Source organism: Thermosynechococcus sp. PKX82 (assembly GCF_031583255.1).
GTDB lineage: Bacteria > Cyanobacteriota > Cyanobacteriia > Thermosynechococcales > Thermosynechococcaceae > Thermosynechococcus.
The window spans coordinates 1,027,205-1,050,724 of record NZ_CP134169.1 but is presented as its reverse complement, the minus strand read 5'-3'; the positions used below and the strand labels follow the sequence as shown (position 1 = coordinate 1,050,724).

Genomic DNA, 23,520 nt, shown 5'->3' with positions numbered 1-23,520 from the left:
AGGTCAACGCAAAATGAGTTTGCCAAATAGACCTGCTTCCCCACACCATTCCTTTTCAAGCAAACGCACTTCCAGCTCCAAGAGTCGCCGATAAGTGAGCGAGTAGTTGGTTACTGGGTGCTTCCACGTTTCACCTTTGCGGGCTTCATAGAGTTCAATGAACTTGCGGCGGCCATAGTCACTCAGCCATACGTGATCTCGGCGTACCTCAAAGCATTGGTCAAGGTTCCACTGCATACGGTTAATCGAACCAATAACGACCATATCCACAAGGGGGACGCGGAAAATTTCCATCAAGTCCAACGCAAGGGGTGGTGCTTGGGTACGCGGCTGATGATAGAAGCCAAAGGCGGGTTCAAGACCAACCGTAAGAATGGCATTCATTACGTCTTTGAGCAGCATGCCATAGCCAAAACTGAGCAGCGCATTAAAACGATCTTTCGGGGGGCGGCGATTGCGACCGTTGAAGCGCAGCTCCTTCGGGACTTGATCCCCTAGAAGATAGGGCAATCCCGAAAAATACAGGGCAGCGAGATTGCCTTCAATGCCGCGTAGAGCCTCTCGGGAATTGGCGTGGGAGATGCTGCTAATGAGCCGATCCATTTGCGTAGTGGTCTCTTGCAATGCAGGCAGAGCATCTTGGCGATTCCGCTGTCCTCGGAGTAACAGGCGACGCTGACTTTGTCCGCGACAATTCACCAGTAACTGGGCAAGACGTAAACATTGGTCTGGGTTCGTCAGGGCTTGATATTGACGAATACGCCGTTGAATACTGCCCTTGCGGTTGTCAATGCTGCCGATATAGCGCCCACCACTGCTGATGAAGTGAACACCGACATCCTCATAGGCACAGAGATGAATGGCTGGGGTGGTAATTTGGGCAAATTTGTGGATAACAACTTGACCCACCTGCTGAATGGGCAGCTTTTGCTCAGGTTCATCGTCAATGGCAATCCGTAGCTGCTCGCCAGCTCGCCTGATTACCGATTTGCCAGCCGTGACATGGATAATCTCACGCTCGTCATCTCGCGGAAATAACCGCAGGGGTAAATGCTCAGGATCTCGGGCGAGGCGGGCTTCTTCAGGCAGGCAAACAGGTGCCAAGGAGCAGTTGAGACAGAGTTTTTCATTGCTACAGACAGGGGGACGTTCTAGGGAAGCACGCAGTTGACGCGCTTGCTCGATTGTGTCCCGCACCAGTTGGCGGCCTGCCTCATCTACAGGAACCCGTACAGTGATGTTATCGCGGTGATAGTGAATGCGGCCTTCGGGGACAGTGACGCCGAGAACGGTTTCTAGTAAACAGGCATAGGCCAGAATTTGTACCCTGTCGCTGTGCCAAGCTTGGGGCTGCTGCTGGCGATCGCGATAAGAACGGCCAATTTTGTGCTCGTAGGGAATCAAATGCCCCTCCAAGGTACGCAGTGCATCAACCCGCCCTCGTAAGCCAAGGGCTACACTTTCCAGATTAAATTCCTGCCAGTCTTCCCGTTCTAGTTTTTGTAGCTCAGCGTGGAGCCGCCGCCCCGCAAAGACGGATTCATTTTGGGTATAAAGCTCCTCAACTTCTTCGAGATAAAATAGCCGCCGACAGTAGGCAAAAGCACGCAGAGAGCTAACGCGCAGTGTTTCCGTTTCAGCGCAGGCAACGGTCTGTTCCATGATTGATATCTCCAGTGCGAAGATTCCACTGGTTTATCCATTGGCCTTAGGGAGAAAATGCAAGGCAAAAGTCAGGAAGAATTTCCTCTCCTGAAAGCGTTGTTGGCAGAGACACGCTCTCTGGTGTTTGCTGGGGGCGATAAATTTCTGCCATTTGTTGCTGGGGGACAATCAACCAGCCAAGGCGGCAACCATTGTCCATGTATTCCTGCATTTTTGCCCTTAAATGGGACAAGTCATCACTAGCAGATGCGAGTTCAATCACAAAATCGGGGCAAAGAGGCACAAAGCCTTGGCGTTCCTCTGGGGTTAGGCGCTGCCAATGTTCCTTGGTAATCCATGCAACATCGGGTGAGCGAATGGCGCCATTGGGCAGGCGAAATCCCGTTGAGGAGTCAAAGACCTCACCTAGTTGAGTTTGGCGATTCCAAAGACTAATGTCAGCCGTGAGGGCGGCATTGTAGCGACCCGTTTCGCCGCCTGTAGGGGGCATAACAACCAATTCTCCCGCAGCAGTTAATTCAAACCGTAGATTAGGATTGGCTTTGATAATCTCTGCGAATTGCTCTTCAGTGAACTGAAGGGTTTTGGGTAGATACACGGGGGGAGCATGGTGCATAGCTATTGCTCCTCAAAGATCTAACGGTTTTTCCACCATTCAAAACTACGTTTCCATTCTCGCGATCGCGGGGGTAATTCCTGCAATGATGCTGCCACGTGGTTAAAGACCTGCTCCACCACGGGTAAGGGCACCCGATCTTCGGCTTCAAAGAGAATAGCCAGCCGCTGCCCCCCTTGGAGATGCATCAAATATAACTCTTGGTGAATCGGTCGGGGGGTTGGATAATAAAACAGTTCACCACGGACTCGCCGTCCCAAAATTCGCCGCTCAATGCGTGCGGGGGCTGCTGAGAGAGGACCCCCCACTTGGGTAAACCGTAGCCAACTGCGCAACTCCTGATCGGAAAGTTCCCCCAGTACCTCACTTGTTTTGGGTAGGCTAATCAGGCTCACCATTAACTCGTGCTCCCCCGGTACGGCATTGGCGGGATAGACCACAGCAACGCCATTTTCACCAAAAGAAGTGGGTGGCGAAAATTGTAGGGGTGTTTCAAAGGATAAGCCTAGGAGTTGATAGCGTTGGGGGACAGGGGCAGCAGCCTGAATCGTCACTTCACTCGCCCGACCTATGAGCAGGGGAAAAGCGCCCAAAAGGGTCAGACTACAACCAAGGGTCAGCAGCAAACGCATAACGGCCTCACACTAGGGGGATGACTGGTATTGTTGACGATAGGCCATGTATAGACCTTCTAGGAAGTCCTCGGCACTGAGGGCAGGCCAGTTGGCGGGATAGGTGGGCAGCAACAGGGGTTCTAATTGCTGGCGCAGCTCTTGAGCCGCTTGATAACGACCGACAGGACTCAGGCGATCGCGATTGTTGAGGTAATTGCGTACTAGGAGATAGTGTTCGGGAGTCATCTGTTCCCAATGGGCGAGCGATCGCAACTCCTGCACCCAAGCCGCCTGTGGTTGCTGACCGGTTGTAGCTTTAGGTGCCAACCGCGTCGCCTGTTCATCTTGAATCACAAGGGTACCCGCCACCCTATCTCCCAAACGTTTTTCTGATCGAGATAACGCCACTAGGAGTGCCCCTATACCAAAAAAAGCAAAATCAATGGGTTGCAGCAGACTGCGCAGGGTCGCTTCCCGCAGACCAATGGGGCGGCCATTATCTTGAACAACGCGAATTTCTGCATAGCGCTTGCCGGGGGTTTGTCCCTGCCAGTAGGTTTCAAAGAAGATGTAATAGCCGTTGTAGAAGGCAAACATCACCAATAGGTAAATGCCCAAACTCCAAGCCTCAATACTTTGGCCACTAGCGGGTAGCACCTCAATCAGCCACGGGTAAAGGGCATAGAAGTAGATGTACCCTGCCGCCAGCGAAAAAAGCACAAGTGCCGTGTAGAGAATCACCTGATCAATCAGCCAAGCCAAAACGCGGCTGCCAATTCCTGCTAGGGCAAAGTCCAACTCGATGCTTTCCGGTGTGCGTAGTGTGACCCGCCGCAACCAGCGCAGGGGATTCACTGCTTCAGGGCGGACTTGAAACGCTGCTCCTTCATTGCGGACTCGCAGATCCCAATACAGAACTGCCTTGATCCCTTGCCAGAGGGGCAGGAGCAAAACCCCTACAAAGAGGCCAGCAACGGGAAGAATCACCACGCTGTTGATAATACTGCCAAGGAGATTGGCGGGAATCGTTGCAAGGGAAGCAACAAAAAATACCGTTAGGGTATGCCATGCCTGTCCCTGCGTTAGTTGCCAACTGCGCCGAACGGATTTGAGGGGCGTACAGTCGGGTTCAAGGGCTAAGACCACATCAACAAGGGAGAGCCGCGCCATAAAGTAGCTAATCACCAACAGCGCAAGGAGCACTAGCAACAGGATACTGAGCAGAAAAGTTAAAAAGAAGAGACTTCTTGCGGGTTCCGTTTGGATATTCTGCTCGAGGAATTGCACTAAGGGGGATGCCACCAAATAAATTAAGTAGCCGATCGCCCCCAAGACCCCATACACCAAGAGCAAAATGACACCGACCATCAGAGTGGCCAGCAAATAATTCAGCATCTTGGGAAAAATAAAGCTGCGGGCTGCCGATTCTGATTCCTCAAGGGCCGTCAGGACAGCGTAAATACGGCGAGAAAGCAGCGCACCACTGGCCATTAGCCGTGTCCAACCAAAGAGATAAAAGGGCAAAGCTACGAGGACACTAATGCCTGTGAGCCAGAGAAAGGGGGCAACATTATCCATCGCCCCAGCAAGAATCCCCCCAACAATCAGTGCTACGGCCACGATCAGCACGGCGGTAATGGTGAGCAGAAAAAACCACGCATGGGCAAAAAGGCTCAAAAGAAAGTAGCGATTGCCCTGATGACGGTACAGCTGCAAAGCAATCGTGACTACATTGCCGCTAGAGAGAGAATGGGGAAGCCGTCCTCGCCGCCGAAAAGGCCACATTCGCGATACCCAACCAATTGGAGATCGAAATGATCCTAGCGTTTGCGCCCATTGGTTCCTGCGCCACCTTTGTAAAATTTGTTAACATTAGAACAATTTAATCCTTCGTTCATCACTGTTTTCGTTCTGTTTTCGATGGCTGAGGTGCGGGCATTGACCCCTCGGGGCAGCTTAGGTATTGATTGCGTTTTGGCCAGTTCAAGGAGCACGTATGGCACTGTACGCAGAACTACATCGGCATTTGGGTGGCTCAGTTGTACCGCGTATTCTTTGGCGGTATTTTCAGCGGAACGATCGCGCCCTTGCAGATCGCTTTCCTGACTATGAGGAATTTGAAACCTTTTATACGCGCCCCCGCCAATCCCTTGAAGAATACCTCGAACTCCACACCCTAGTGGAGAGTGTGCAAACGCCGCAAACTTTGCCCTATTTCATCTTTCGCTTGATTCGCGGCGCCTATATTTTTGAAAACTTGGCCTATCTAGAGCTGCGCTATACCCCCTATCTGCGCACGGATCCGCAGCGATCCCAGAGCGATCGCATTGAGCAGATGGCCGACATTGTTAAAACGGTGGGTCTGGCTTGCCAAGTACCAGAATACCCGATTGTCACGAGCCAAATTCTCTGTATGCACACGCGGCTACCCTATGCGGTGAACCGTGCCATTGTTGATCTGGCGGCGAGTTTTCCGCAGTTTGTCTGTGGCATTGACTTGGCCGGGGGCGATAGCGTCTATGGCGATCGCATGGCGGAATTTATTGAACTCTATGCCTATGCCCGCGATCGCGGTCTTAAAACCACTGGCCACCTCTACGAAACGGTGAATGGCTGCTATCCCGAATTGCTACCCTACCTGCAACGCATTGGTCATGGCATTCAAATTCCCCTGCGCTATCCAGAGCTGCTCAAGGAAGTGGCGGCAGCCGGTCAATGCCTCGAAGTGTGCCCCACCACCTATTTTCAAACGGGTACCCTTGAGAGCTACGCGCAATTACGCCTCGTCTTTGAACGCTGTTTTGAAGCGGGGGTAGACGTGGCCATCTGTACCGACAACGCGGGTCTGCACAACGTGCGGCTGCCCTTTGAGTACGAAAACTTGCTCACCCACGACATCCTCAACTTCAAGGAGTTACAAGCCTGTCAGGAAGCCGCCTTTCGCCATGCCTTTGCTTGGCCCCATGCGCAACCGCCGACCCTACTGTTGAGTAACCTGCTTCAGGGCAATTCCCCCCAAAATGCACTTGCAGGCTGCGCAATCCAGTAAGATAGACCTATGAGCAAGATTGAACGCATTACCGGTCGTGGCCTTCCTCTGCGGGGCAACGATATCGATACGGATCGCATTATTCCCGCACGGTTTCTCCGCTGTGTCACTTTTGATGGCCTTGGGGAACACGTTTTTGCTGACGATCGCCAGTCGGGGCAACACCCTTTTGACCTGCCTCAGTACCAAGGGGCACGGATTCTGGTGGTGAATGCCAATTTTGGCTGTGGCTCTAGCCGCGAACACGCCCCCCAAGCGATCGCCCGTTGGGGAATTCAAGCAATTGTCAGCGAAAGCTTTGCCGAGATCTTTGCCGGAAACTGCTTGGCAATGGGGGTTCCCTGTCTGACGGCAGCTCCAGAACAGGTACAAGCACTGCAAACTCTCTTAGAAGATCAGCCCACTACGGAACTGACCCTAGACTTACAGGCGCTGACCTTGACAGCAGGCGATCAAGTGATTCCCTTAACCATGGCGGAAAGTACGCGGCAAATGCTCCTTTCGGGTCAATGGGATGCCTGTGGTCAACTGTTGGCCAATCAGGACAAAATTCACGACGTGGCAGCGCGGCTGCCCTATGTGCGGTGGGCAGTTAGTTAACCCGTCGCAGTAGCCAAAGCCAAGCCCCAAAGAGCCAACGCCAGCCTTGCCAGCGGCGCGATCGCCCCAATGCAATCACCTCTGGTAGATCAAACAGCTGGTACACTGCCTCTGCCCGTTGCCACTGCCGTCGCCGCAAAAATCGCCACGTTCCCGCCAAGATAAACTGGTGAAAAAAGTCACACTGGCACTGCCGCAGTTCCGCTGGTGAGAGAATCGATAAATTCGCAGCGGCGGCAAAAATATTCCCTAGGGTAGCCAAGGTCTGGGCTTGAAACATCCCCATTGTCAGGGCTTGATCGTGGATCGTGTAGGCAGCAGTGGCGCGGGGAACCGTGTAAACCCCCTTCTGGGCAAAGAAGCGTAGCCATTGGTAGAGGTCTGTGGCTTCGCTGTAGGCGGGATCAAAATAGCCCACCTCGTCGAGGAGCGATCGCCGCCAGATCAAGGCGGGAAATCGCACAAACGAGGAATGACGCAGCAATTGCCTAAGGGCTTGAGCTGGGGAGAGCCATGTTTGCTGCCGGGGTATCTGCCGTCGCAAACAGCGTTGATGCGAATCCACCAAATGCACGCCAAAGAGAAAGACATCAAACTGGCTACCATATTGGATGAGGGTTTCCAGAATCGTTGTGATCCCTTGGGGCAACAGGTAATCATCATCGTGCAACAGCAGGATAAACTCCCCAGCGGCCTGCGCTAAACTGGCATTCCAATTGGCCACCATTCCTAAGCGTTGCCCATTGTGCTGGTAGTGCCAGCGGCCTGACCATCCAGCCAGTAAATCCTCTACTGCTGTGGGGGTGGCAGAATCATCGATAATAATGACTTCCACCGGATCGTGGCTCTCAGGGGGCAAGGCTGCGACAACTGAGCGAACCGCTTGTGCCAATCCTTGGGGACGGTTATAGGCCGGAATGCAAATGCTCAATAGGGGTGCTTGTGCCATTGTTGGGAACCTGCACAGGGTGCTGCATAATCCATCGGGGTGGTGCGTTAAGTGAAGGGACTGTAGGGCACTGTTTTCGGAGCGATTGCTATGACCTCTGCCACCGTCGATCGCCAACGTTTGCAAGCGGCTTTGGCTTCCCTCAACCTTAGTTTAGAGGCAGAACTCACTCAATATCGCTGCCATCGCATGGTACAAGCCCATTCCCCCTTTGCAGCGCCGCCGGTTCCCGAGTCTGCAACTTCCCCAGAACCGAGTGTCACCCCTGCTGCCGCAGAAACAGCTTCCCAAACCGTTCCTCCCGTTGTCAATTCTTTGACCCCCACCCCTGAGACAGCAGCAGCCACCGATGAACGCACCAATGAAGAACTGGCTGATCCATTTTTCGAGTTTGATCCCATAGATTTAGCAGAACTCTTGCCCCAGTCCTATGCCAGCGATCCCCCTGCCCCGCAAACGCCAACCCGAACAAAGCGCCCCTTTGCCTCTACCCGCGAGCTGCTCAAGCAGGCCCGAAAAAACCAACAGCGGCCTTGGTTCCAACGGCGTGAAAGCAATAGTCAACATCTGGTGCAACGCTGGTTAATTGTGGTTGGCATTCTGGCCGGCTTTAGTGGCGCAGCCCTCTGGTGGTTCAACCGCCGACCTGCCCCCGTTGCCACTGAATCACCTGCAACGCCAACAGCAGCATCACCCACGCCCCCCGTCGGCCCTGATATGACTGCGCGGGAATTTCCCGATGTCAATCGCAGCACCCTTGCCCAATTGGAACCTGCGGCGAGTCCATCAACCAGTGCCTCACCCACCCCTACGGCCAGCCCAACCCCGGCTGAACCTGAACATACGACGCAGCTTTTTGTGGAAAAAATGCCCAATGGTCGCTACTATGTGCTGGCTCCCTACAAGGAACCTGCGGACTTAGAAAAAGTCCAAGCTGTGGTGCCTGATGCCTTTTTGGTGGGCAACGGCGACCAAACCAAGATTCAACTGGGGATGTTTGTCGATGAGGCCTCGGCTCAAGCGATGGTCAATCAGTTACGCGATCGCCTCTAGGGGATGAGCCAGCGATCGCTGGCATTGCCGTATTGCTCCTGCCACTGCGACCAAGTGAGATTTTCCCCCTCTAGGCGAAAGGGATAGGCCGCTTCACTCCACCAGTGGTTATCCTGCAATTTCAGCGTTTGCAAGAAGGGTTCCCCCTTGAGGGTGGTCAGGAGTTGCTCTTGGCGGCTACCAATCCAATTCCCCTCTAGGTACCAATCTTGAGAGGTCATCGTGACTTCCTCACCCGTTTCGGGTAGGGTGATGGTTCGAGGCGAAGGATCGCGGACGCCAATTTGTGCCCCTTGGTTTTCCCAAATCCAGTTGTGGCGCAGGGTAACATGGGCAGCCGCCCAGCCAAAAATGCCGGGGGTTTGTAGATAGTTCGGGGCAATGCTGTAGTTATAGGCAATTAAGGAATCTTCAATGGTCACTGGACCTGTGCTCGCCTCGAGGAAAAGACCGACAACGGCATTGCCGAGAAATTGCGATCGCCGAATCTCAACGTTTTGATTATCAGTATCAAGCCACAGACCGGCCGCTTGATTCTCAATCGCGCGGTAGCGATCGAAGACGGCGCGGCGCAAATGAAAGTACTTATCCCCCGCATCCCAATCGTAAAAGCCTGCCCATGCCCCCCGCCAATTATTCCCTTGAACGAGCACCTGCTGCACTGTGAAGTCCCGCAAATGAACCCCCGCCATGCCCCGCCAGCCATTTTGCAGAAACTGTGTTCGTTCCACCCGCAGGCGATCGCTCTGATGACTTTCGAGGCCGCCCCAATTATTGCCCCAAAAAGTACAGTCTTTAACCTCAATGTCATGGCTGCGTTCAATGCGCACCGCTTGGCTAAATGTGCCGCCATAGTGCTCAAAGCGTAGGCCCACCAAACTGATAAAACCACTGTCTAAGATGCGTAAGGCCTCACGGTGAACGGCTACTTCCAATTCACTGGGTGAGATGCCCACAGACAGAGCCACATACAGTTGTTGCTCCGTATCATCCACGTAGAAATCATCCCCCTGCAATTCCCTAAATGAAAGTCGCTGCCGCAGGGGAGTATCCCGCCACCACACCAGTTCGCCCCGCTGCGCTACGAGGGGTAACTCAATGCCATAGTTTGTCCACGGGTTACCCGAAAAGCCCCAAGCCAGTGTCCAAGGGTGACGGTAAATGGTGAACCTAGGGGTGCTGGAGACTTCTTGCCAATCTGACCATTGTTGACTGCCCCGCACAATCACGCGTTCGCCCGCCTGAGCCACCAGTCGCAGGGGCATCTGCCGATGATGAATCGTTCCCAATGCCTCCCGATAAATGCCGCCATGAATGTAAATGTCGCTGGGGCGATCGTGCGCCTGTGCCCACGCCAAAGCAGCAGCAATCGTACGGAAAGGGGTTACGGCATCGCTGGCTTGTGGATCGGCTGGATTGACTTCTAGGGTGAGGGGTGAGGCTGGAATGGCCGCAATTCTTGGTTGCCCCATCAAGCACAAAACAATCACAAGTAGAATGAGCAGCGCGTGTGGCCACTTCATCGCCGCAGTGGACGGGCTAAATAGGGCACCCAGAGGGCGATCGCAGCCACAAAGATCAAGAGCAAGCCAAGGGGCATCTCAATGGATTGCCAAAACAAAAATCGCAGCGACACCGCTTTTGCATTCTGTACCGAAAAGAGGGCGATCGCCCCGCTGCTGATCATCCAGAGTAAAAAGAGCAAAAAGCGGCGCATTTACTTCCCTTCCGCTTGGCGAATCATCTCCTCCGTCTTATGGTAGCGGTTATAGACAGAAAACCCCGTAAACATGCCCTTAAGAAAGTCATTCAGTTGCTCGCGGGTACTGGCACTGGCCGTACTCAAAGGTGCCGGCAAAAAGCGATCGCCAAAACCAACAAAGACCAAACCAACCACCAGCACAGGCAAAATCAAGTCTTTGACACGCATAGGGCAAACCTCCACAGGATGATGGCGGAATCAAGAGGACGCGCTAACAGGGAGAACAGATAACTAATAGTTTCTAATGTGCCGCAGGATTGTAAATAATTTTCAGCCTATGCAAAAGAGCGCGATCGCGGTTACAAAGCGTCTATAGCAAGAATTGTCAACAAAAATGTCAATAAACATAAACCGTGAAAATACCCATGAAATCTCTGGGAAGGTTGTTGCTACTATAGTAGGCAAGCCATCCAGACCCTAACGCGCCCTATGGTCAACACATCGTCATCTTCTTCTCGGAAAGCACTTACCGTGCGCGGCAGAGCCGCTAGCCCCACAGAACGAGCCATTGTTGCCTCCGGTTACGCCAGTATCGATCAGGTGCGGGAAGCCATGAACACCGCCCGCAAAACGGGCAAGTCCCTCGTAACCGTGTTGCAGGAGATTACGGGCACCACCATGCCCCCCGATGTGTTACGCCAGTACCACAAGCAACAGCTTTTTGAACTCAAAGTGATCTACGGGGTTGATTGCCTCGATCCCGAACTCAATCGTTTCCCCACCGAGCAAATCGAGGAACTGATCAACACGATTGTACCGATTGACACCTGCCGCACCTACCAAGTCATCCCCATTGCCAAGCACCTCGACGCTGATCCCCCCTATCTGCTCGTGGCGATGGTGGATCCAGATAACCTCCAAGCCATTGACAACCTCACCCGCTTACTCCGCGCCCACAACCTCACCCTCAAGCGAATGGTGATCACCCTAGAGGATTACCAACGCCTCATTGACCCGATTCTCAATAAACAGGTAGCTGAAACCACCGCTAGCAAAAATGCCCCGGCTGAGATCGGTGACATCAACATCGAAGAAGACATCGAAGCCATGGGCAGCCTCGAAGAGCTGGAAGGGGAGCAGGAGGTTGACCTTGCTGAGGCGCTGAAAGGTGCAGAAGATGCGCCGATTATTGCCCTTGTCAACAAAATTTTGGCCAAAGCCCTCACCGAAGGCGTTTCCGACATTCACATCGAACCTCAAGAGGAATACCTGCGGATTCGTTTCCGCAAAGATGGGGTGCTTCACCAAGCCTTTGATCCACTGCCGAAGAAAATCGTGCCAGCCGTCGTTTCCCGCTTCAAAATCTTGGCTGACCTTGATATTGCTGAGCGGCGTGCCCCCCAAGATGGTCGTATCCGCAAAATGTTCCAAGGGCGACGGGTGGACTTCCGAGTGAATACCCTCCCCAGCCGCTGGGGCGAAAAAGTCGTACTGCGGATTCTCGATAACTCCGCCACCCAACTCGGTCTCGACAAGCTGATTACTGACCCTGAGAGCCTTGCTATTGTGCGGGAGATGACCAAGCGCCCCTTTGGCCTCATCCTCGTTACAGGTCCCACTGGTTCAGGGAAAACCACCACGCTTTACTCTGCGCTGGCGGAGTGTAATAGTCCCGGTGTCAACATCAGTACAGCGGAAGACCCGATTGAATACACGCTCCCCGGCCTAACGCAGGTACAGGTTATTCGCGAAAAAGGCATGGACTTTGCCTCAATTTTGCGAGCCTTTCTCCGCCAAGACCCCGATGTAATTCTGGTGGGCGAAACCCGTGACAAAGAAACCGCAAAAACCGCCATTGAAGCGGCTTTGACGGGGCACTTGGTCTTGACAACCCTGCACACTAACGATGCCCCCAGTGCAATTGCCCGCCTCTCGGAAATGGGCATTGAACCCTTTATGGTTTCCGCCTCCCTCATTGGGGTTGTTGCCCAACGGCTGATGCGGCGGGTATGCAGTGAGTGTCGGATTCCCTATACACCCACCCGTGAGGAACTGGCGCGCTTTGGCTTGTCTGCCTCCAAGGATGTCAACCTCACCCTCTACAAAGCCAATAAACTGACACCCGAGCAAATTCAAGCGGCTAAGGCAACTGGCCAACCCATTTGCAGTAAATGTGGTGGTTTGGGCTACAAAGGACGGGTCGGCGTCTACGAAATTATGCGGATCACCGAGCGACTGCAACGGCTGATTACCGAAGGTGCCCCCACCGAGCAAATCAAGGAGGCGGCCGTCGAAGAGGGCATGAAAACCCTGCTTGCCTATAGCTTGGGGTTAGTCAAGGAAGGACTCACCACCCTCGAAGAAGTGGAGCGCGTCACCTTTACGGACACTGGACTAGAGGCAGAACTCAAGGCCAAACGTAAGAGTTCTTTAACCTGCCGTACCTGCGGTGCCGAGGCGCAGCCCGAATGGTTAGAATGCCCCTATTGCATGACACCCCGCTTTGTGGATTAACAAGATTATTAATGTCAGTGATGAACTTTCGTGTTGTTGACCAAACTGCTTAGACGAGGAACACCCTATGGAGCTAATGATTGAAGACCTAATGGAGCAAGTGGTGGCCAATGGTGGCTCCGATTTGCATATCTCCGCTGGCTTACCCCCCTACATTCGCATTAGCGGCAAATTAACCCCGACCGACTACGAACCCCTCACCCCAGAGCAATGCCAGCGCCTGATTTTCAGCATGCTCAACAATACCCAACGCAAGCACCTAGAGCAAAACTGGGAGTTGGACTGCTCCTATGGTGTACGTGGCCTCGCCCGGTTCCGCGTCAATGTGTATAAAGACCGGGGAACCTATGCTGCTTGCTTGCGAGCACTCAGTTCCAAAATTCCCACGTTTGAGCAGTTGGGATTGCCCAATGTTGTCCGCGAAATGAGTGAGCGGCCACGGGGCTTGATTCTGGTGACTGGGCCGACAGGATCAGGGAAAACCACAACCTTGGCGGCGATGATTGACTTGATCAACAAAACCCGCGCTGAGCATATCCTGACGATTGAAGACCCCATTGAGTTTGTCTATGAACCCATCAAGAGCCTGATCCACCAACGGCAGGTGGGGGAAGATACCAAGAGCTTTGCCAATGCTCTGCGGGCAGCGCTGCGGGAAGACCCCGATATTATCCTTGTGGGTGAGATGCGGGACTTGGAAACAATTCAGCTTGCCATCTCAGCGGCAGAAACCGGTCACTTGGTCTTTGGTACCTTGCACACCAGTTCAGCTGCCCAAACCGTTGACCGTATGGTGGATGTGTTCCCGCCAGAGCAGCAGCAGCAAATTCGCGTCCAGTTGTCCAACTCGTTAGTGGCGGTCTTTAGCCAAACGCTGGTTCCTAAGAAAAATCCCAAGCCCGGTGAATTTGGGCGGATTATGGCGCAAGAAATTATGGTGGTGACCCCTGCTATCTCCAACCTGATTCGCGAAGGCAAAACCTCGCAGATTTATTCGGCAATTCAAACGGGCGGCAAGCTGGGGATGCAGACCCTTGAAAAAGTCTTGGCCGATTATTATCGTGCGGGCATCATCACCTATGAAGCAGCAATGGCCAAGTCCTCGCGTCAGGACGAGTTGCAACGTCTGATTGGTACGGGTACACCTGCGGCAGCAGCACGCTAGTTAGCAATTATTGATAAAAAGAAGGGGTATTGAGTCATGGCAACCTATGAAGTGCGGATCCGGGATGCCCAAGGCAAATACAAGACCGTCCGCGAGCGAGCTTCGACACCACGGGAAGCACGCATGGCTTTGCAATTGCAAGGGGTACAGGTTCTAGAGGTCAAGGAGGCCAAAAAACTCACCCTCAAGTCCGACCTCGACCTCACTTTCCTCTCCAAAATTACGGTGAAAGATCGAGCGATCTTTGCGCGGCAGTTTGCGGCACTGGTGAATGCAGGTGTGGCCTTGGTGCGTGGGATTGGTGTTTTGGCAGATCAATGCACCAACCCGAAATTAAAAAAAATCCTCATGGCCGTCAACAATGACATTCAACAGGGGAGCAGCCTTGCTGATGCCATGCGTCCCCATCCTGAGGCCTTTGATAACCTGTTTGTGGCTATGATCCAAGCGGGGGAAACGGGGGGGGTGCTCGATGAGGTGCTCAACCGTCTCTCGAAGTTACTGGAGGATCAAGCCCGCCTCAATAACCAAATCAAGTCCGCCCTGACCTATCCCGTGGTGGTGGGCCTGCTGGCGGTGGGCATCTTCTTGGGGATGGTGATTTTCCTGATCCCTGTGTTTGAGGGTATTTTCAAACAGTTGGGGGGGGAATTGCCGCCCTTTACCGCCATGATGGTGGCGCTTAGTGAATTCCTGCGCACGCCGCAGTATATGGCATTGTTGATTATCTGTGTGGTGGGCTTGGTATTGGGGATTCGCTTTTATTACAAGACTCCGGCTGGCCGGCTGATGATTGATGGCTTGCTGTTGAAGCTACCCCTCTTTGGTGATTTGGTGGAAAAAACAGCGGTGGCACGGTTCTGCCGCACATTTGGTTCGCTGTCCCGTTCAGGGGTACCGATTTTGCGTTCCCTTGAAATTGTCAGTGCCACAGCGGGGAACCAAGTGATCTCCAATGCCATTGACCGAGCGGCACAGGAAGTGCAGAAGGGAGGAATGCTCAGCCTTGCCCTGCAACAGGAACGGGTCTTTCCAGTGCTGGCGACCCAGATGATTAACGTGGGCGAAGAGACAGGGGAACTGGATAAGATGCTGATGAAGGTGGCCGACTTCTATGAAGATGAAGTGGAACAGGCGGTGAAGTCCCTAACAAGTGTGATGGAACCCTTGATGATTGCGGTGCTAGGGGGTATGGTAGGGTCAATTCTGGTGGCGATGTACCTGCCCATGTTCAAGATCTTCGATCTGGTCAAGTAAGCCTTGCCATGGCACATCTGTCCCCGTCGCGAACCCACTACGACATTCTCGAGGTGGCACCCACGGCCTCGTTGGCGGAGATTCGCCGTGCCTATCGAGAAAAGAGTAAGCTCTACCATCCTGATACGACGACGTTGCCGGTGGCGATCGCTCGTGAGGAGTTTCATCGCCTCAATGAGGCCTATGCAGTGCTGACCAATCCAGAGCAGCGGCAGTGGTATGACTTGCAATTACGCCTGCGGGCACAGTCAAAACAGTCAGGCACGATGGGGATAGGTGCCTCTTCTCGCTCTCAGGGGTCTGTTCGCTCTACTGCCGTGCCACCCGACGATCGCCCCCTCTCGCCGGGGGAGCTATTTGCTCTGTTTATCTTGGGGGTCACGTTTGTCGGCTGTCTGGTTCTGGCGGTAATTGTCGGTTTGTCCCAACAGGGGCAAGAATGGATCTTGCAAATTGTCAGTCGCATCTCAGAACTTGGATGAACACTCTGCCTAATCCCCAAACCCCCCTCTACAACCATGCCCTGCCGCAAATTGAAGCATGGCTACAGCAAAAGGGCTGTGTGCGGGACGAAACGGATATCCACTGTTGGGAGTTAGAGTATCCCCAGTGGTCAGCTCGGATTTGCTTGGATATTGAGGAGCTACAGGTGGTCTATCACGATCGCCTTGAGGGCAGTGTGATTCAGCGCTCTTTTAAGTACTCCTGCCCCCGTGCCGAGGTGGAGGAAGCCATTTTTGCGGGGCCTTAAATGCCCACGGCCATCATAATCGGCATTGCAGGGGCTGCTTCTTGGGTGGCTTGATTCTTGATCCGCTTCAGGCCAAAAATCCAGAGGATTTGATCTTCGATGGCTGCTGCTTGCTCTTTTGCCCCTGCTTTCAACAGGAGTTGATGGGTCATCATCAGCTTCTCAATTTCAGCCACTTGGGTGCAGACTTCTTCCTCATCTAAATAAAGGCTCTCGAGCACCGCATTCAAGTCTGCTTCGGGATCAGCGACTAAGCAAGCCCCTTCCACCACCACGGATTTGAGCTGCCCTTGGTATTGCCGCAACAGACGGCGAATTGTGTAGGCAGTAACGGGCAATAATTTTGTCATGTTGTGTTCCCCCAATTACTTATGTCAGCATCTATTAATTTCCCGCTGTCCACTTCCACCCATGGGCAAATTTTGTGGGGGATCAACAGGGGATATAGCTGCTCGTTAAGGATTGATTTACTGTACGTTATTATTCTATGAACTTCGCAACTTGGGGATCATGCGTAATTCCACGTAAAAGGGCTTTTAGATGTGATTTAGATCACGGAAACCATGACGTTATCGGCACTTGGGAATATTGTAAATTTACGTTAAGAAATTATAAGTATTAAGAAATATAAATCTACCAAAATTCGCCGCAGTGCTCCGTCTATACCGCAAAGCAGTTAGGTAGTGGTGAGGCGGCGGGCGACCGGAGGGAGCAGTCACTCAATCTCAGATTGTTGCTGGATATATTGAGCTAGCACCGAAAATCGGGCGCGACTAATATAGCTATTTCGAAAGGGAGTGAGATATTTTCAAGAGGGATAGGCTATACTCAAAGCGTCATGAATGTTACTCAAGAATATGAGCTATAGCTTGGACTGACGAGAGCGGGTTGTCTCCTATATCAAGCAAGGTGGCAAAATCAGTGAAGCAACTCAAATCTTTCAGGTGAGCCGCGCCACTATCCATCGCTGGCTGAAGCGAGACGACTTAGCGCCCACGGTTGTCCCCCGTCGTCCTTGGAAGCTGGATTGGGCGGCCTTAGCAGCGGATGTTGCTACCCATTCCGATGATCGTTTAATCGACCGTGCCCAGCGATTTGGCGTCCAAGTTTCCACCATTAGTTATGCCCTCGCCCAGATGAGCATCACCCGCAAAAAAAACAGATGCGTTACCAAGAACGGTGTGAGGCAGAGCGACAAGCGTATTGACACATGGGTAGAGAGCCATGGGGAGGAAACGGTGGTGTCTATCGATGAGAGGGGGTTTGACTCTCGAGTGGAGTGTGAGTATGGGTGGTCAGCGCGAGGCCAACGAATTGATGGAGAGCGAGCGGGGAAGCGTCAGAAAAGAGAGAGTTGAGTCGCAGGACGGTATAGATACCAGAAAGACACCAATTCATCCAAAAGGGGCGATTCAGGCAGTGGTGAAAGCGGCGGGTCACGAGGTGTTATTTTTACCGAAATACTCTCCTGATTTGAATGTGATTGAGCACGACTTTAGTGCGCTGAAGCGAGCGCGGATGTATGCAGGGTCAAACAGTTCGATTGATGAGGTGATTCGCAAGTATTGTGCTGGATGATATCTCATTCCTTATTGGAATAGCTATACAACTTCAGTTGAATTTCATCAAAACCACCATTCAGTGACCTTCATAAACGCTCAGAACGCCGACTGTCCGAGTGGGGATACTGCAACAGACGAATGCCAGAGCAGCAGAAAGCGTGAAGCCAACGGTAGAAGCACTCGGAGACTGGGGATTTTGCTGATTCCACGCGGCGGGCAGCCGTCTACGAGCAGAGTTAGAGACCCTATTAGGTGAGGGATTTGCAGGGGTACTCCTCTCGGATGACTTCAGTGTGTACAACGGTGATGAGGTGAAAGGGCAACAGAAATGTCTGGCGCATCTGAGGCGAACTTCAAAAAGGTGGGCAAGCTCAAACAGGGGCATCGAATGGGCATTCGGCTTTATGGGTGAAGTGCAAGCAGCGATTGAGTAGTGGCTGCCGCAAGTTGGGCATGAGGCGGGTTTATTGTTGCGCTCTCTACTCCTGCTGTCGCAACCACGTCCACCAGCGATTCAGGGGGGCATAGAGCAAGGGTGCCCAAAGACTACTCATAATGGCTGAACTAAGCGCGACTTGCCGATGGTGCTGCCAAATCTCCTCGAGGGGAAAGCCACTGCCAAGGCTCATTTGCATTGCCATGACCGTTTGCTGAAGAATGGCCATTGCAAAGGTAATCAAAGCAACCGAAATAAAATCCTCAGAAACAAAGCGCTGCTTTTGCATCAGGGCGGTCAGCCCTCCCACCAAAGCTAAGCTGACTGCGTGGCTAGGATGAGCACTGACCAAGCCATCTTGAATCCAGCCAAGGGCAATACCCGCCAGTACCCCTTGCCACCACGATCGCTTGACACTCCACACCACCACCCAGATTAAAAACCAGTCGGGCACCAATAGATGCAGGTTGGGTAAGTGAATAAAGCTCAGCAGGGCACAGAGTCCCACAGAGCTAATAATAATCAACCAGTTGAGGCTAGTTCGGCGTAAACGTGTCTGTCGGTTCAGCATAGGGAATGACGGTGACCCACTCAAGGCGATCAATCGGTGCGCCCAGAATAACAGTGGCATGGGGGCGGGTGGGATCGCTCAGTTCTACCGATTGCACCTCACCAATGGGAATGCCCGCTGGATAGAGACTACTCAAGGCTGAGGTATAGAGGACATCCTTGGGCTGTACCTTCGGGTCTTTCTCTAAAAACTCGACAATCACCTGCTGGTTGAGTTGTCCCCGCAGAATCCCCATCTGCCGCGTCCGACCCACCACAACCCCCACTCGACTGGCGGGATCCGTGAGCAACATCACCCGACTGGTATTGGGGGTAATGCTGGTAATGCGCCCGACAAGGCCACCGTTGCCCACCACGACTGAACCGATGGTGAGACCCTGACGACTGCCTTCCCCCAAGAGGAGCGATCGCCACCACTGATCGGAACTGCGACCAATCACCGGCACAACGCGGCCATTGAAATTGGCCAGCATCGGTGCATTCAGCATTTGCCGCAACCGCTGGTTTTCCGCTTGGACGGCGGCCAGTTGCTGCTCCAGTTGCCACGTACGGGCTTGAATCAAGGCTTGCTGATCGTCCACTGTGCCTTGAAAGGGCAAACTAAGAAGGCGGTACAGTTCACGAATTGCTGCCCCATTGGTCTCACGCAAAATCCAAGCACTTGTGAGTACCAAAGCAACAAGGACTAAGCCACCGGCATATCGTCCCCACCAGCGCAGCAGAAAAGCCATAGCTGCTGATCCTTAACCAATCACTGCCGATTGTGTGGAAAAGACACGAGCGAGGTCTTTGAAGTTTTCCAGTACCCGACCGGTACCCATGACCACACACCGCAGGGGATCCGCTGCTACATGAACGACAATGCCCGTTTCATGGCTAATCAGAGTATCGAGACCCCGTAGCAGAGCACCGCCGCCAGCCAGCATAATCCCGCGATCCACAATGTCTGCGGCTAGTTCTGGGGGCGTCCGCTCAAGGGTACGCTTGATGGCTTCAATAATCGCCGAGAGGGGCTCGGCCATGCTTTCGCGAATTTCTTCTGCTTTGACCGTAACTGTGCGTGGTAGGCCAGAGAGTTGGTGCAGTCCGCGCACTTCCATGGCTTCGGAGTCATAGCTGTCATTGGGGTAGGCAGAGCCAATGCGAATCTTGATCTCCTCAGCCGTGCGTTCACCAATAATCAGGTTGTGTACTTTTTTCAAATACTGGACGATCGCCTCAGAAATTTCATCGCCAGCAACGCGGACGGATTCACTCAAAACGGTGCCCTGCAAACTGAGAACCGCCACTTCAGTCGTGCCACCACCAATGTCCACAATCATGTTGCCCGTCGGTTCTTCCACGGGTAAACCCGCACCAAAGGCGGCGGCAACGGGTTCATCAATCAAATACACTTCCCGCGCCCCAGCACCCCGCGCAGCATCCTCAATGGCACGGCGTTCGACACCGGTCACGCCACTAGGAATCCCAATCACCACACGGGGGGCAAACAAATTCTTACCGCCGTGCACTTGGCGCATAAAGTGCTTGAGCATCAGTTCCGCACGTTCAAAATCCGCAATCACACCATCCCGCAGGGGACGCACGGCCACCACATTGCCCGGTGTCCGCCCCAGCATTCGCTTTGCCTCAACGCCAACGGCAAGGGGTTGTTTGGTATTTTGGTCAATAGCAACAACAGAGGGTTCCTCTAAAACCACCCCCCGCCCAGACACATAAACTAGGGTGTTGGCTGTGCCCAAGTCAATGCCGATGTCTCGTGATAGCCGACTAAATACTCCCACGATGGTGTACCCCTTCTTTGAATCCTGTTGGTTGTAACAGTGCTGTTACCAAAAAACGTGATGGCAAGATTGTATTACGTTTTGTTTGGAAAATCTCGGTGGGTTCTCCCTCGGTCGAGATTGTTTGATAAAGGGATAACTCCTCATTATCTTGGCTCATGATTTCTTGACTCATGACCCACCGCAGGCTATTGATTGACAGCATCCTCTTCGTCAGGGTCACTCAAGGCCATGCCATTGGCTTCGCGCCGCAGGGTTTGCCGCTGCTGCTGCGTGACTTCGATACCGACGGCGATCGCTTCCTTGAGCCGTTCTAAGGTGGCTTGCCAGCGTTCTTGGGTGGTTTCTGAGAGGCGATCGCGATGTTGCTCAAAACTCGCAGTAATGTCTTCGAGCAGTTCGGGCAGGGCATCAGCGGATTTGCGCAGGAGTTGTCGGGTTTCCTTGCCAGAGCGGGGAGCCATCAACAGCCCCACGACTGTCCCGATCGCGCTCCCTAGGAGCAGTCCCCCCCAAAAAGCACCACCGCCACCCTGTTGCTGACTCATCGCTTTCTCCTTTGCAGGCGGATACCATGTCGCCCTATCCAGCTTATCAAGGTTAAAAACAGACGAACATTGCGCTGTTGCCGCCGCCATTTGGGCAATTGCGATCGCAAGCCCGACACCCCCCGCTGGCCAATGATAATCACCTCAGGGGCACCGCCTAAGACCCCGTGGGTACTCCGCTCCGCATCTAGTAGCGCACGGGACACCCCCCGCAGAATCTGGCGCAGCTTGACCAACTGCCATGCCAACCACAGGGCAATTAGCGCAATCAGGCAATTGCAGCCAATCACAATCCAGACCATTCGTGGCATAGGGGGCATCGAAGTTTACGATTGTTGGTTTATCTTTTCATAGATTGCCATAGTGGAGGGCGATGTGCGGGTGAGGTCGTTAATTCGATTTCCTTCAGCGCGATCGCCCCTCGCTAGCACCCAGTTGCCACTGCTGCATCCAAGACCGCCACATACTTAATAAGAATAGGGTTGTACTCCCTAGTTTACTGTGGAGATTGGAGAGCGGGGTTGCTGGCTGGAATTGCAAATTATGGTTAAATCACTCCCAAAACGAAAGCAGCGGCGAGGCATACGGCCTTGGCTGGTGTCGCTGTTGTTGGCGGCACTGATGGTTGGCGGTGGGCTGTTCAGTTGGTACCATTGGCGATCGCCTTCGCCCCTTTACACGCTGACTGTTGAAGCGCCGCCCCAAAGTCCGCAAGAGTTAAAGCAATGGGCAGAGTCTGCGGATCCCCTCAAGCGCGATCGCGCCCGCTATCTTCTGGCCGTAGAAAGCCTGAGTCAACAGCAACCCCAAGCTGCCCTGCAGTGGCTCCAAGATCTTGAGCAGACTTACCGTCCCATGGCCGCACCCATTCTCCTGCTGCGAGCGGAGGCCTATCGGCAACGGGGAGATAACCGCAAGGCGAAGGAAACGTGGGAACAGTTGCTACGGGAGTATGGCAGTGAACCTGAAGCGGCAGTGGCACTCCTGAGCCTCAATCAACCGCAAAAGGCGATCGAACGCTTTCCACAGCATCCTGCCGTCGTCAACTATGTGGCGCAACAGTTAGAGAAAAATCCCGATCAAGTGCCCTACCTGAAGCTGGTGGCACGCCACGGCCTCTTTCTTAAGGCATACGGCACCTACCTTGAAATTTTGCGGCAGCGCTACGCCGATCAACTGACGCCCGCCGATTGGGAAGCGATCGCCTTTGGCTATTGGGAGAAAATGCAGTATGCTCGGGCAGCAGCGGCCTATGCCAAGGCACCACCAACCCCTTTGAATCTCTATCGGGTGGGCCGGGGACGCCAACTGAGTGAGGACACCTCTGGGGCGATCGCCGCCTATCAAGCCCTGATCAACCGCTTTCCCCAAAGTTCCGAAGCAGCCCTTGCCCAACTGCGCCTTGCCCGTTTAGTCAAAACACCGGCGGAGCGTCTCCCTTTGCTGGCCAAGTGTCTTCAGTTAGCGAGGCAAAATCAAGCACCCGCGATCGCTGCCGATGCCCTTCTGGCACAGTACCAAGCTCATCAGGAACTAGGCAACACCAAGGGGGCACAACAAAGCCAACAACAACTCTTCAAGACCTATCCCCAAAGCAGCGCCGCAGCGGAACTGCGCTGGCAACTGGCCCAAGGGGCTGCCCAAAAACGGCAGTGGTCTCAGGCACAACAGTGGGTTAGCGAAATTCTCAGATTGAACCCTGAGAGTGAGCTGGCACCGCGAGCCGCCTTTTGGCAAGGAAAATGGCAAGGGGAAGCAGGACAACCCCAAGGGCAGCGCCAAACCTGGCAATGGCTTACGGAGCGCTATCCCCACACCTACTATGCTTGGCGAGCCGCCAGTCTGCTCAAGAAACCCGTGGGCACCTTTACAACCCTGCGACAACAGCGACCCTCAGTGGCGAGCGATCGCAAGCCCCTCCTTCCCTTGGCCACGGGGAGTGCCACCCTACGCGAACTGTACCTGCTGCGGCAATTTCAGGAGGCTTGGCAGCGCTGGCAGTGGGAATTCCACAATCGGGTGACACCGACAGCGGCAGAACAACTCACTGATGGCCTGATTCGCCTTGGCGTTGGGGAATACCTCGATGGCATCTTTATGCTGCAAAACTTGTTTACGCGCTCAGCCAGTGAACCGGAGGTGGCAACGTTCTTTGCGCCCATTCGCCGCGATGTCCGCTTCTGGTATGCCCTTTACCCCCTGCCCTACTGGGAATTAGTGGAAAAGTGGTCCCTAGCTCGCAACTTAAATCCTCTATTGGTGATGGCCTTGATTCGCCAAGAATCTCGCTTTGAAAAGCAGATCCGCTCAGTGGTGGGGGCAACGGGGTTGATGCAGTTGATGCCAGAGACGGCTGCTTGGATTGCCGAAAAGTTGAACCTAGAGAGCTATTCCCTTGTGGATCCAGAGGACAATATCCGCTTGGGCACATGGTACGTTGACTACACCCACAATCAGTACAATCAAAACACGCTCTTAGCCTTGGCCAGTTACAATGCCGGGCCGGGAAATGTCAATCAGTGGTTGCAGCGTTTTGATATGACCGATAGCGATCGCTTTGTGGAATCGATTCCCTTTCCTGAGACCTATGGCTATGTCAAGAGTGTCTTGGAGAACTACTGGAACTACTGGCAACTGTATGCCCAGCCCTAGGAAAAATCGTCTATTCTCATAAAAAGGCAGGGG

At 53.6% G+C, this 23,520-nt stretch carries 23 protein-coding genes and 2 pseudogenes; 11 read left to right on the top strand and 14 right to left on the bottom strand.

From position 1 onward, the window contains the following. Nucleotides 1–3: 3 nt before the first annotated feature. The 4 genes from RHH53_RS05020 to RHH53_RS05005 are packed head-to-tail and all read right to left on the bottom strand — an operon-like array spanning nucleotide 4 to nucleotide 4,680. Nucleotides 4–1,662, bottom strand: a complete 1,659-nt coding sequence (locus tag RHH53_RS05020) for a type I-MYXAN CRISPR-associated endonuclease Cas4/Cas1 (RefSeq protein ID WP_302676608.1) — start codon at nucleotides 1,660–1,662, stop codon at nucleotides 4–6. A 46-nt stretch (nucleotides 1,663–1,708) separates the two neighbouring features. Beyond that, on the bottom strand, nucleotides 1,709–2,281 hold the full coding sequence (locus RHH53_RS05015; protein WP_149817833.1) for a Uma2 family endonuclease: 573 nt from the start codon (nucleotides 2,279–2,281) through the stop codon (nucleotides 1,709–1,711). Nucleotides 2,282–2,301: 20 nt separating this feature from the next. Next, a complete protein-coding gene (locus tag RHH53_RS05010) occupies nucleotides 2,302–2,913 on the bottom strand; it encodes a hypothetical protein (protein ID WP_310744175.1) in 612 nt (203 codons plus the stop codon). 12 nt (nucleotides 2,914–2,925) lie between these two features. Then, nucleotides 2,926–4,680 carry an RDD family protein gene (locus RHH53_RS05005; protein ID WP_310744174.1) on the bottom strand — a complete coding sequence of 585 codons (1,755 nt, stop codon included), beginning with the start codon at nucleotides 4,678–4,680 and terminating at the stop codon, nucleotides 2,926–2,928. Between the two features lie 211 nt (nucleotides 4,681–4,891). On the opposite strand from RHH53_RS05005, the gene RHH53_RS05000 reads away from it, so the two are divergent. Together RHH53_RS05000 and leuD are read left to right on the top strand one after the other, a co-directional pair. After that, nucleotides 4,892–5,944 (top strand): adenosine deaminase, encoded by a 1,053-nt coding sequence (locus RHH53_RS05000; RefSeq protein WP_149817839.1) that lies wholly within the window; start codon nucleotides 4,892–4,894, stop codon nucleotides 5,942–5,944. 9 nt (nucleotides 5,945–5,953) lie between these two features. Then, nucleotides 5,954–6,544, top strand: a complete 591-nt coding sequence (leuD, locus tag RHH53_RS04995; protein WP_286626447.1) for a 3-isopropylmalate dehydratase small subunit — start codon at nucleotides 5,954–5,956, stop codon at nucleotides 6,542–6,544. Here leuD and RHH53_RS04990 read toward each other — a convergent pair. Next, the gene (locus tag RHH53_RS04990; protein WP_310744173.1) at nucleotides 6,537–7,493 is read right to left on the bottom strand and encodes a glycosyltransferase; all 957 of its coding nucleotides are present in this window, start codon (nucleotides 7,491–7,493) and stop codon (nucleotides 6,537–6,539) included. The genes leuD and RHH53_RS04990 overlap by 8 nt on opposite strands. 90 nt (nucleotides 7,494–7,583) lie before the next feature. Between RHH53_RS04990 and RHH53_RS04985 the strand changes: the two genes are divergently transcribed. Further along, complete coding sequence (locus RHH53_RS04985) at nucleotides 7,584–8,546, top strand: hypothetical protein (RefSeq protein ID WP_310744172.1); 963 nt, start codon at nucleotides 7,584–7,586, stop codon at nucleotides 8,544–8,546. Here RHH53_RS04985 and RHH53_RS04980 read toward each other — a convergent pair. From RHH53_RS04980 to RHH53_RS04970, 3 genes are read right to left on the bottom strand one after another with little or no spacing between them, the layout of a single operon-like run. Further along, complete coding sequence (locus RHH53_RS04980) at nucleotides 8,543–10,069, bottom strand: right-handed parallel beta-helix repeat-containing protein (RefSeq protein WP_310744171.1); 1,527 nt, start codon at nucleotides 10,067–10,069, stop codon at nucleotides 8,543–8,545. The two genes, RHH53_RS04985 and RHH53_RS04980, sit on opposite strands and share 4 nt — an antisense overlap. Beyond that, nucleotides 10,066–10,263 (bottom strand): lipopolysaccharide assembly protein LapA domain-containing protein, encoded by a 198-nt coding sequence (locus tag RHH53_RS04975; protein ID WP_206201320.1) that lies wholly within the window; start codon nucleotides 10,261–10,263, stop codon nucleotides 10,066–10,068. The genes RHH53_RS04980 and RHH53_RS04975 overlap by 4 nt, the downstream gene beginning before the upstream one ends. Continuing rightward, the gene (locus RHH53_RS04970; protein ID WP_206201319.1) at nucleotides 10,264–10,476 is read right to left on the bottom strand and encodes a hypothetical protein; all 213 of its coding nucleotides are present in this window, start codon (nucleotides 10,474–10,476) and stop codon (nucleotides 10,264–10,266) included. A gap of 261 nt (nucleotides 10,477–10,737) precedes the next feature. On the opposite strand from RHH53_RS04970, the gene RHH53_RS04965 reads away from it, so the two are divergent. The 5 genes from RHH53_RS04965 to RHH53_RS04945 all read left to right on the top strand — a co-directional run bounded on the left by RHH53_RS04965 (nucleotide 10,738) and on the right by RHH53_RS04945 (nucleotide 15,935). After that, nucleotides 10,738–12,762 (top strand): GspE/PulE family protein, encoded by a 2,025-nt coding sequence (locus tag RHH53_RS04965; protein ID WP_302679001.1) that lies wholly within the window; start codon nucleotides 10,738–10,740, stop codon nucleotides 12,760–12,762. 67 nt (nucleotides 12,763–12,829) lie between these two features. Beyond that, nucleotides 12,830–13,927 carry a type IV pilus twitching motility protein PilT gene (locus RHH53_RS04960; protein WP_206201317.1) on the top strand — a complete coding sequence of 366 codons (1,098 nt, stop codon included), beginning with the start codon at nucleotides 12,830–12,832 and terminating at the stop codon, nucleotides 13,925–13,927. A gap of 36 nt (nucleotides 13,928–13,963) precedes the next feature. Further along, a complete protein-coding gene (locus tag RHH53_RS04955) occupies nucleotides 13,964–15,184 on the top strand; it encodes a type II secretion system F family protein (protein WP_206201316.1) in 1,221 nt (406 codons plus the stop codon). A gap of 8 nt (nucleotides 15,185–15,192) precedes the next feature. After that, complete coding sequence (locus tag RHH53_RS04950; RefSeq protein WP_206201315.1) at nucleotides 15,193–15,666, top strand: J domain-containing protein; 474 nt, start codon at nucleotides 15,193–15,195, stop codon at nucleotides 15,664–15,666. After that, nucleotides 15,663–15,935 carry a DUF3143 domain-containing protein gene (locus RHH53_RS04945; protein ID WP_149817855.1) on the top strand — a complete coding sequence of 91 codons (273 nt, stop codon included), beginning with the start codon at nucleotides 15,663–15,665 and terminating at the stop codon, nucleotides 15,933–15,935. Before RHH53_RS04950 ends, RHH53_RS04945 begins: the two co-directional genes overlap by 4 nt. On the opposite strand, the gene RHH53_RS04940 is transcribed toward RHH53_RS04945, so the two are convergent. Continuing rightward, a complete protein-coding gene (locus RHH53_RS04940) occupies nucleotides 15,932–16,285 on the bottom strand; it encodes a hypothetical protein (RefSeq protein WP_206201314.1) in 354 nt (117 codons plus the stop codon). The two genes, RHH53_RS04945 and RHH53_RS04940, sit on opposite strands and share 4 nt — an antisense overlap. 549 nt (nucleotides 16,286–16,834) lie before the next feature. On the opposite strand from RHH53_RS04940, the pseudogene RHH53_RS04935 reads away from it, so the two are divergent. After that, nucleotides 16,835–17,513: pseudogene (locus RHH53_RS04935) on the top strand (IS630 transposase-related protein). 247 nt (nucleotides 17,514–17,760) lie between these two features. After that, a pseudogene (locus tag RHH53_RS13220) lies at nucleotides 17,761–17,931 on the top strand (hypothetical protein); the annotation flags it as partial. Between the two features lie 45 nt (nucleotides 17,932–17,976). On the opposite strand, the gene mreD reads toward RHH53_RS13220, so the two are convergent. The 5 genes from mreD to RHH53_RS04910 all read right to left on the bottom strand — a co-directional run bounded on the left by mreD (nucleotide 17,977) and on the right by RHH53_RS04910 (nucleotide 21,146). Beyond that, a complete protein-coding gene (gene mreD, locus RHH53_RS04930) occupies nucleotides 17,977–18,504 on the bottom strand; it encodes a rod shape-determining protein MreD (protein WP_302676618.1) in 528 nt (175 codons plus the stop codon). After that, complete coding sequence (gene mreC / locus RHH53_RS04925) at nucleotides 18,470–19,234, bottom strand: rod shape-determining protein MreC (RefSeq protein ID WP_302676619.1); 765 nt, start codon at nucleotides 19,232–19,234, stop codon at nucleotides 18,470–18,472. The genes mreD and mreC overlap by 35 nt, the downstream gene beginning before the upstream one ends. 12 nt (nucleotides 19,235–19,246) lie before the next feature. Next, nucleotides 19,247–20,287, bottom strand: a complete 1,041-nt coding sequence (locus RHH53_RS04920) for a rod shape-determining protein (protein ID WP_302679000.1) — start codon at nucleotides 20,285–20,287, stop codon at nucleotides 19,247–19,249. A 188-nt stretch (nucleotides 20,288–20,475) separates the two neighbouring features. Continuing rightward, nucleotides 20,476–20,835 (bottom strand): YtxH domain-containing protein, encoded by a 360-nt coding sequence (locus RHH53_RS04915; protein WP_206201310.1) that lies wholly within the window; start codon nucleotides 20,833–20,835, stop codon nucleotides 20,476–20,478. Beyond that, nucleotides 20,832–21,146: a hypothetical protein gene (locus tag RHH53_RS04910; protein WP_302676622.1), complete on the bottom strand. Its 315-nt coding sequence runs from the start codon at nucleotides 21,144–21,146 to the stop codon at nucleotides 20,832–20,834. The genes RHH53_RS04915 and RHH53_RS04910 overlap by 4 nt, the downstream gene beginning before the upstream one ends. Before the next feature lie 232 nt (nucleotides 21,147–21,378). On the opposite strand from RHH53_RS04910, the gene RHH53_RS04905 reads away from it, so the two are divergent. Then, nucleotides 21,379–23,487: a transglycosylase SLT domain-containing protein gene (locus tag RHH53_RS04905; protein WP_310744170.1), complete on the top strand. Its 2,109-nt coding sequence runs from the start codon at nucleotides 21,379–21,381 to the stop codon at nucleotides 23,485–23,487. Nucleotides 23,488–23,520: the final 33 nt, after the last annotated feature.

Coding starts and splice junctions, on each gene's coding strand:
- RHH53_RS05000 (WP_149817839.1), top strand. CDS start 4,892: ATGGCACTGTACGCAGAACTACATCGGCATTTGGGTGGCTCAGTTGTA.
- RHH53_RS04980 (WP_310744171.1), bottom strand. CDS start 10,069: ATGAAGTGGCCACACGCGCTGCTCATTCTACTTGTGATTGTTTTGTGC.
- RHH53_RS04965 (WP_302679001.1), top strand. CDS start 10,738: ATGGTCAACACATCGTCATCTTCTTCTCGGAAAGCACTTACCGTGCGC.
- RHH53_RS04950 (WP_206201315.1), top strand. CDS start 15,193: ATGGCACATCTGTCCCCGTCGCGAACCCACTACGACATTCTCGAGGTG.
- RHH53_RS04975 (WP_206201320.1), bottom strand. CDS start 10,263: ATGCGCCGCTTTTTGCTCTTTTTACTCTGGATGATCAGCAGCGGGGCG.
- RHH53_RS04960 (WP_206201317.1), top strand. CDS start 12,830: ATGGAGCTAATGATTGAAGACCTAATGGAGCAAGTGGTGGCCAATGGT.
- RHH53_RS05015 (WP_149817833.1), bottom strand. CDS start 2,281: ATGCACCATGCTCCCCCCGTGTATCTACCCAAAACCCTTCAGTTCACT.
- RHH53_RS04910 (WP_302676622.1), bottom strand. CDS start 21,146: ATGCCACGAATGGTCTGGATTGTGATTGGCTGCAATTGCCTGATTGCG.
- RHH53_RS04940 (WP_206201314.1), bottom strand. CDS start 16,285: ATGACAAAATTATTGCCCGTTACTGCCTACACAATTCGCCGTCTGTTG.
- leuD (WP_286626447.1), top strand. CDS start 5,954: ATGAGCAAGATTGAACGCATTACCGGTCGTGGCCTTCCTCTGCGGGGC.
- RHH53_RS04985 (WP_310744172.1), top strand. CDS start 7,584: ATGACCTCTGCCACCGTCGATCGCCAACGTTTGCAAGCGGCTTTGGCT.
- RHH53_RS05010 (WP_310744175.1), bottom strand. CDS start 2,913: ATGCGTTTGCTGCTGACCCTTGGTTGTAGTCTGACCCTTTTGGGCGCT.
- RHH53_RS04955 (WP_206201316.1), top strand. CDS start 13,964: ATGGCAACCTATGAAGTGCGGATCCGGGATGCCCAAGGCAAATACAAG.
- RHH53_RS04990 (WP_310744173.1), bottom strand. CDS start 7,493: ATGGCACAAGCACCCCTATTGAGCATTTGCATTCCGGCCTATAACCGT.
- RHH53_RS04945 (WP_149817855.1), top strand. CDS start 15,663: ATGAACACTCTGCCTAATCCCCAAACCCCCCTCTACAACCATGCCCTG.
- RHH53_RS05020 (WP_302676608.1), bottom strand. CDS start 1,662: ATGGAACAGACCGTTGCCTGCGCTGAAACGGAAACACTGCGCGTTAGC.
- RHH53_RS04905 (WP_310744170.1), top strand. CDS start 21,379: ATGGTTAAATCACTCCCAAAACGAAAGCAGCGGCGAGGCATACGGCCT.
- RHH53_RS05005 (WP_310744174.1), bottom strand. CDS start 4,680: ATGTGGCCTTTTCGGCGGCGAGGACGGCTTCCCCATTCTCTCTCTAGC.
- mreD (WP_302676618.1), bottom strand. CDS start 18,504: ATGCTGAACCGACAGACACGTTTACGCCGAACTAGCCTCAACTGGTTG.
- mreC (WP_302676619.1), bottom strand. CDS start 19,234: ATGGCTTTTCTGCTGCGCTGGTGGGGACGATATGCCGGTGGCTTAGTC.
- RHH53_RS04970 (WP_206201319.1), bottom strand. CDS start 10,476: ATGCGTGTCAAAGACTTGATTTTGCCTGTGCTGGTGGTTGGTTTGGTC.
- RHH53_RS04915 (WP_206201310.1), bottom strand. CDS start 20,835: ATGAGTCAGCAACAGGGTGGCGGTGGTGCTTTTTGGGGGGGACTGCTC.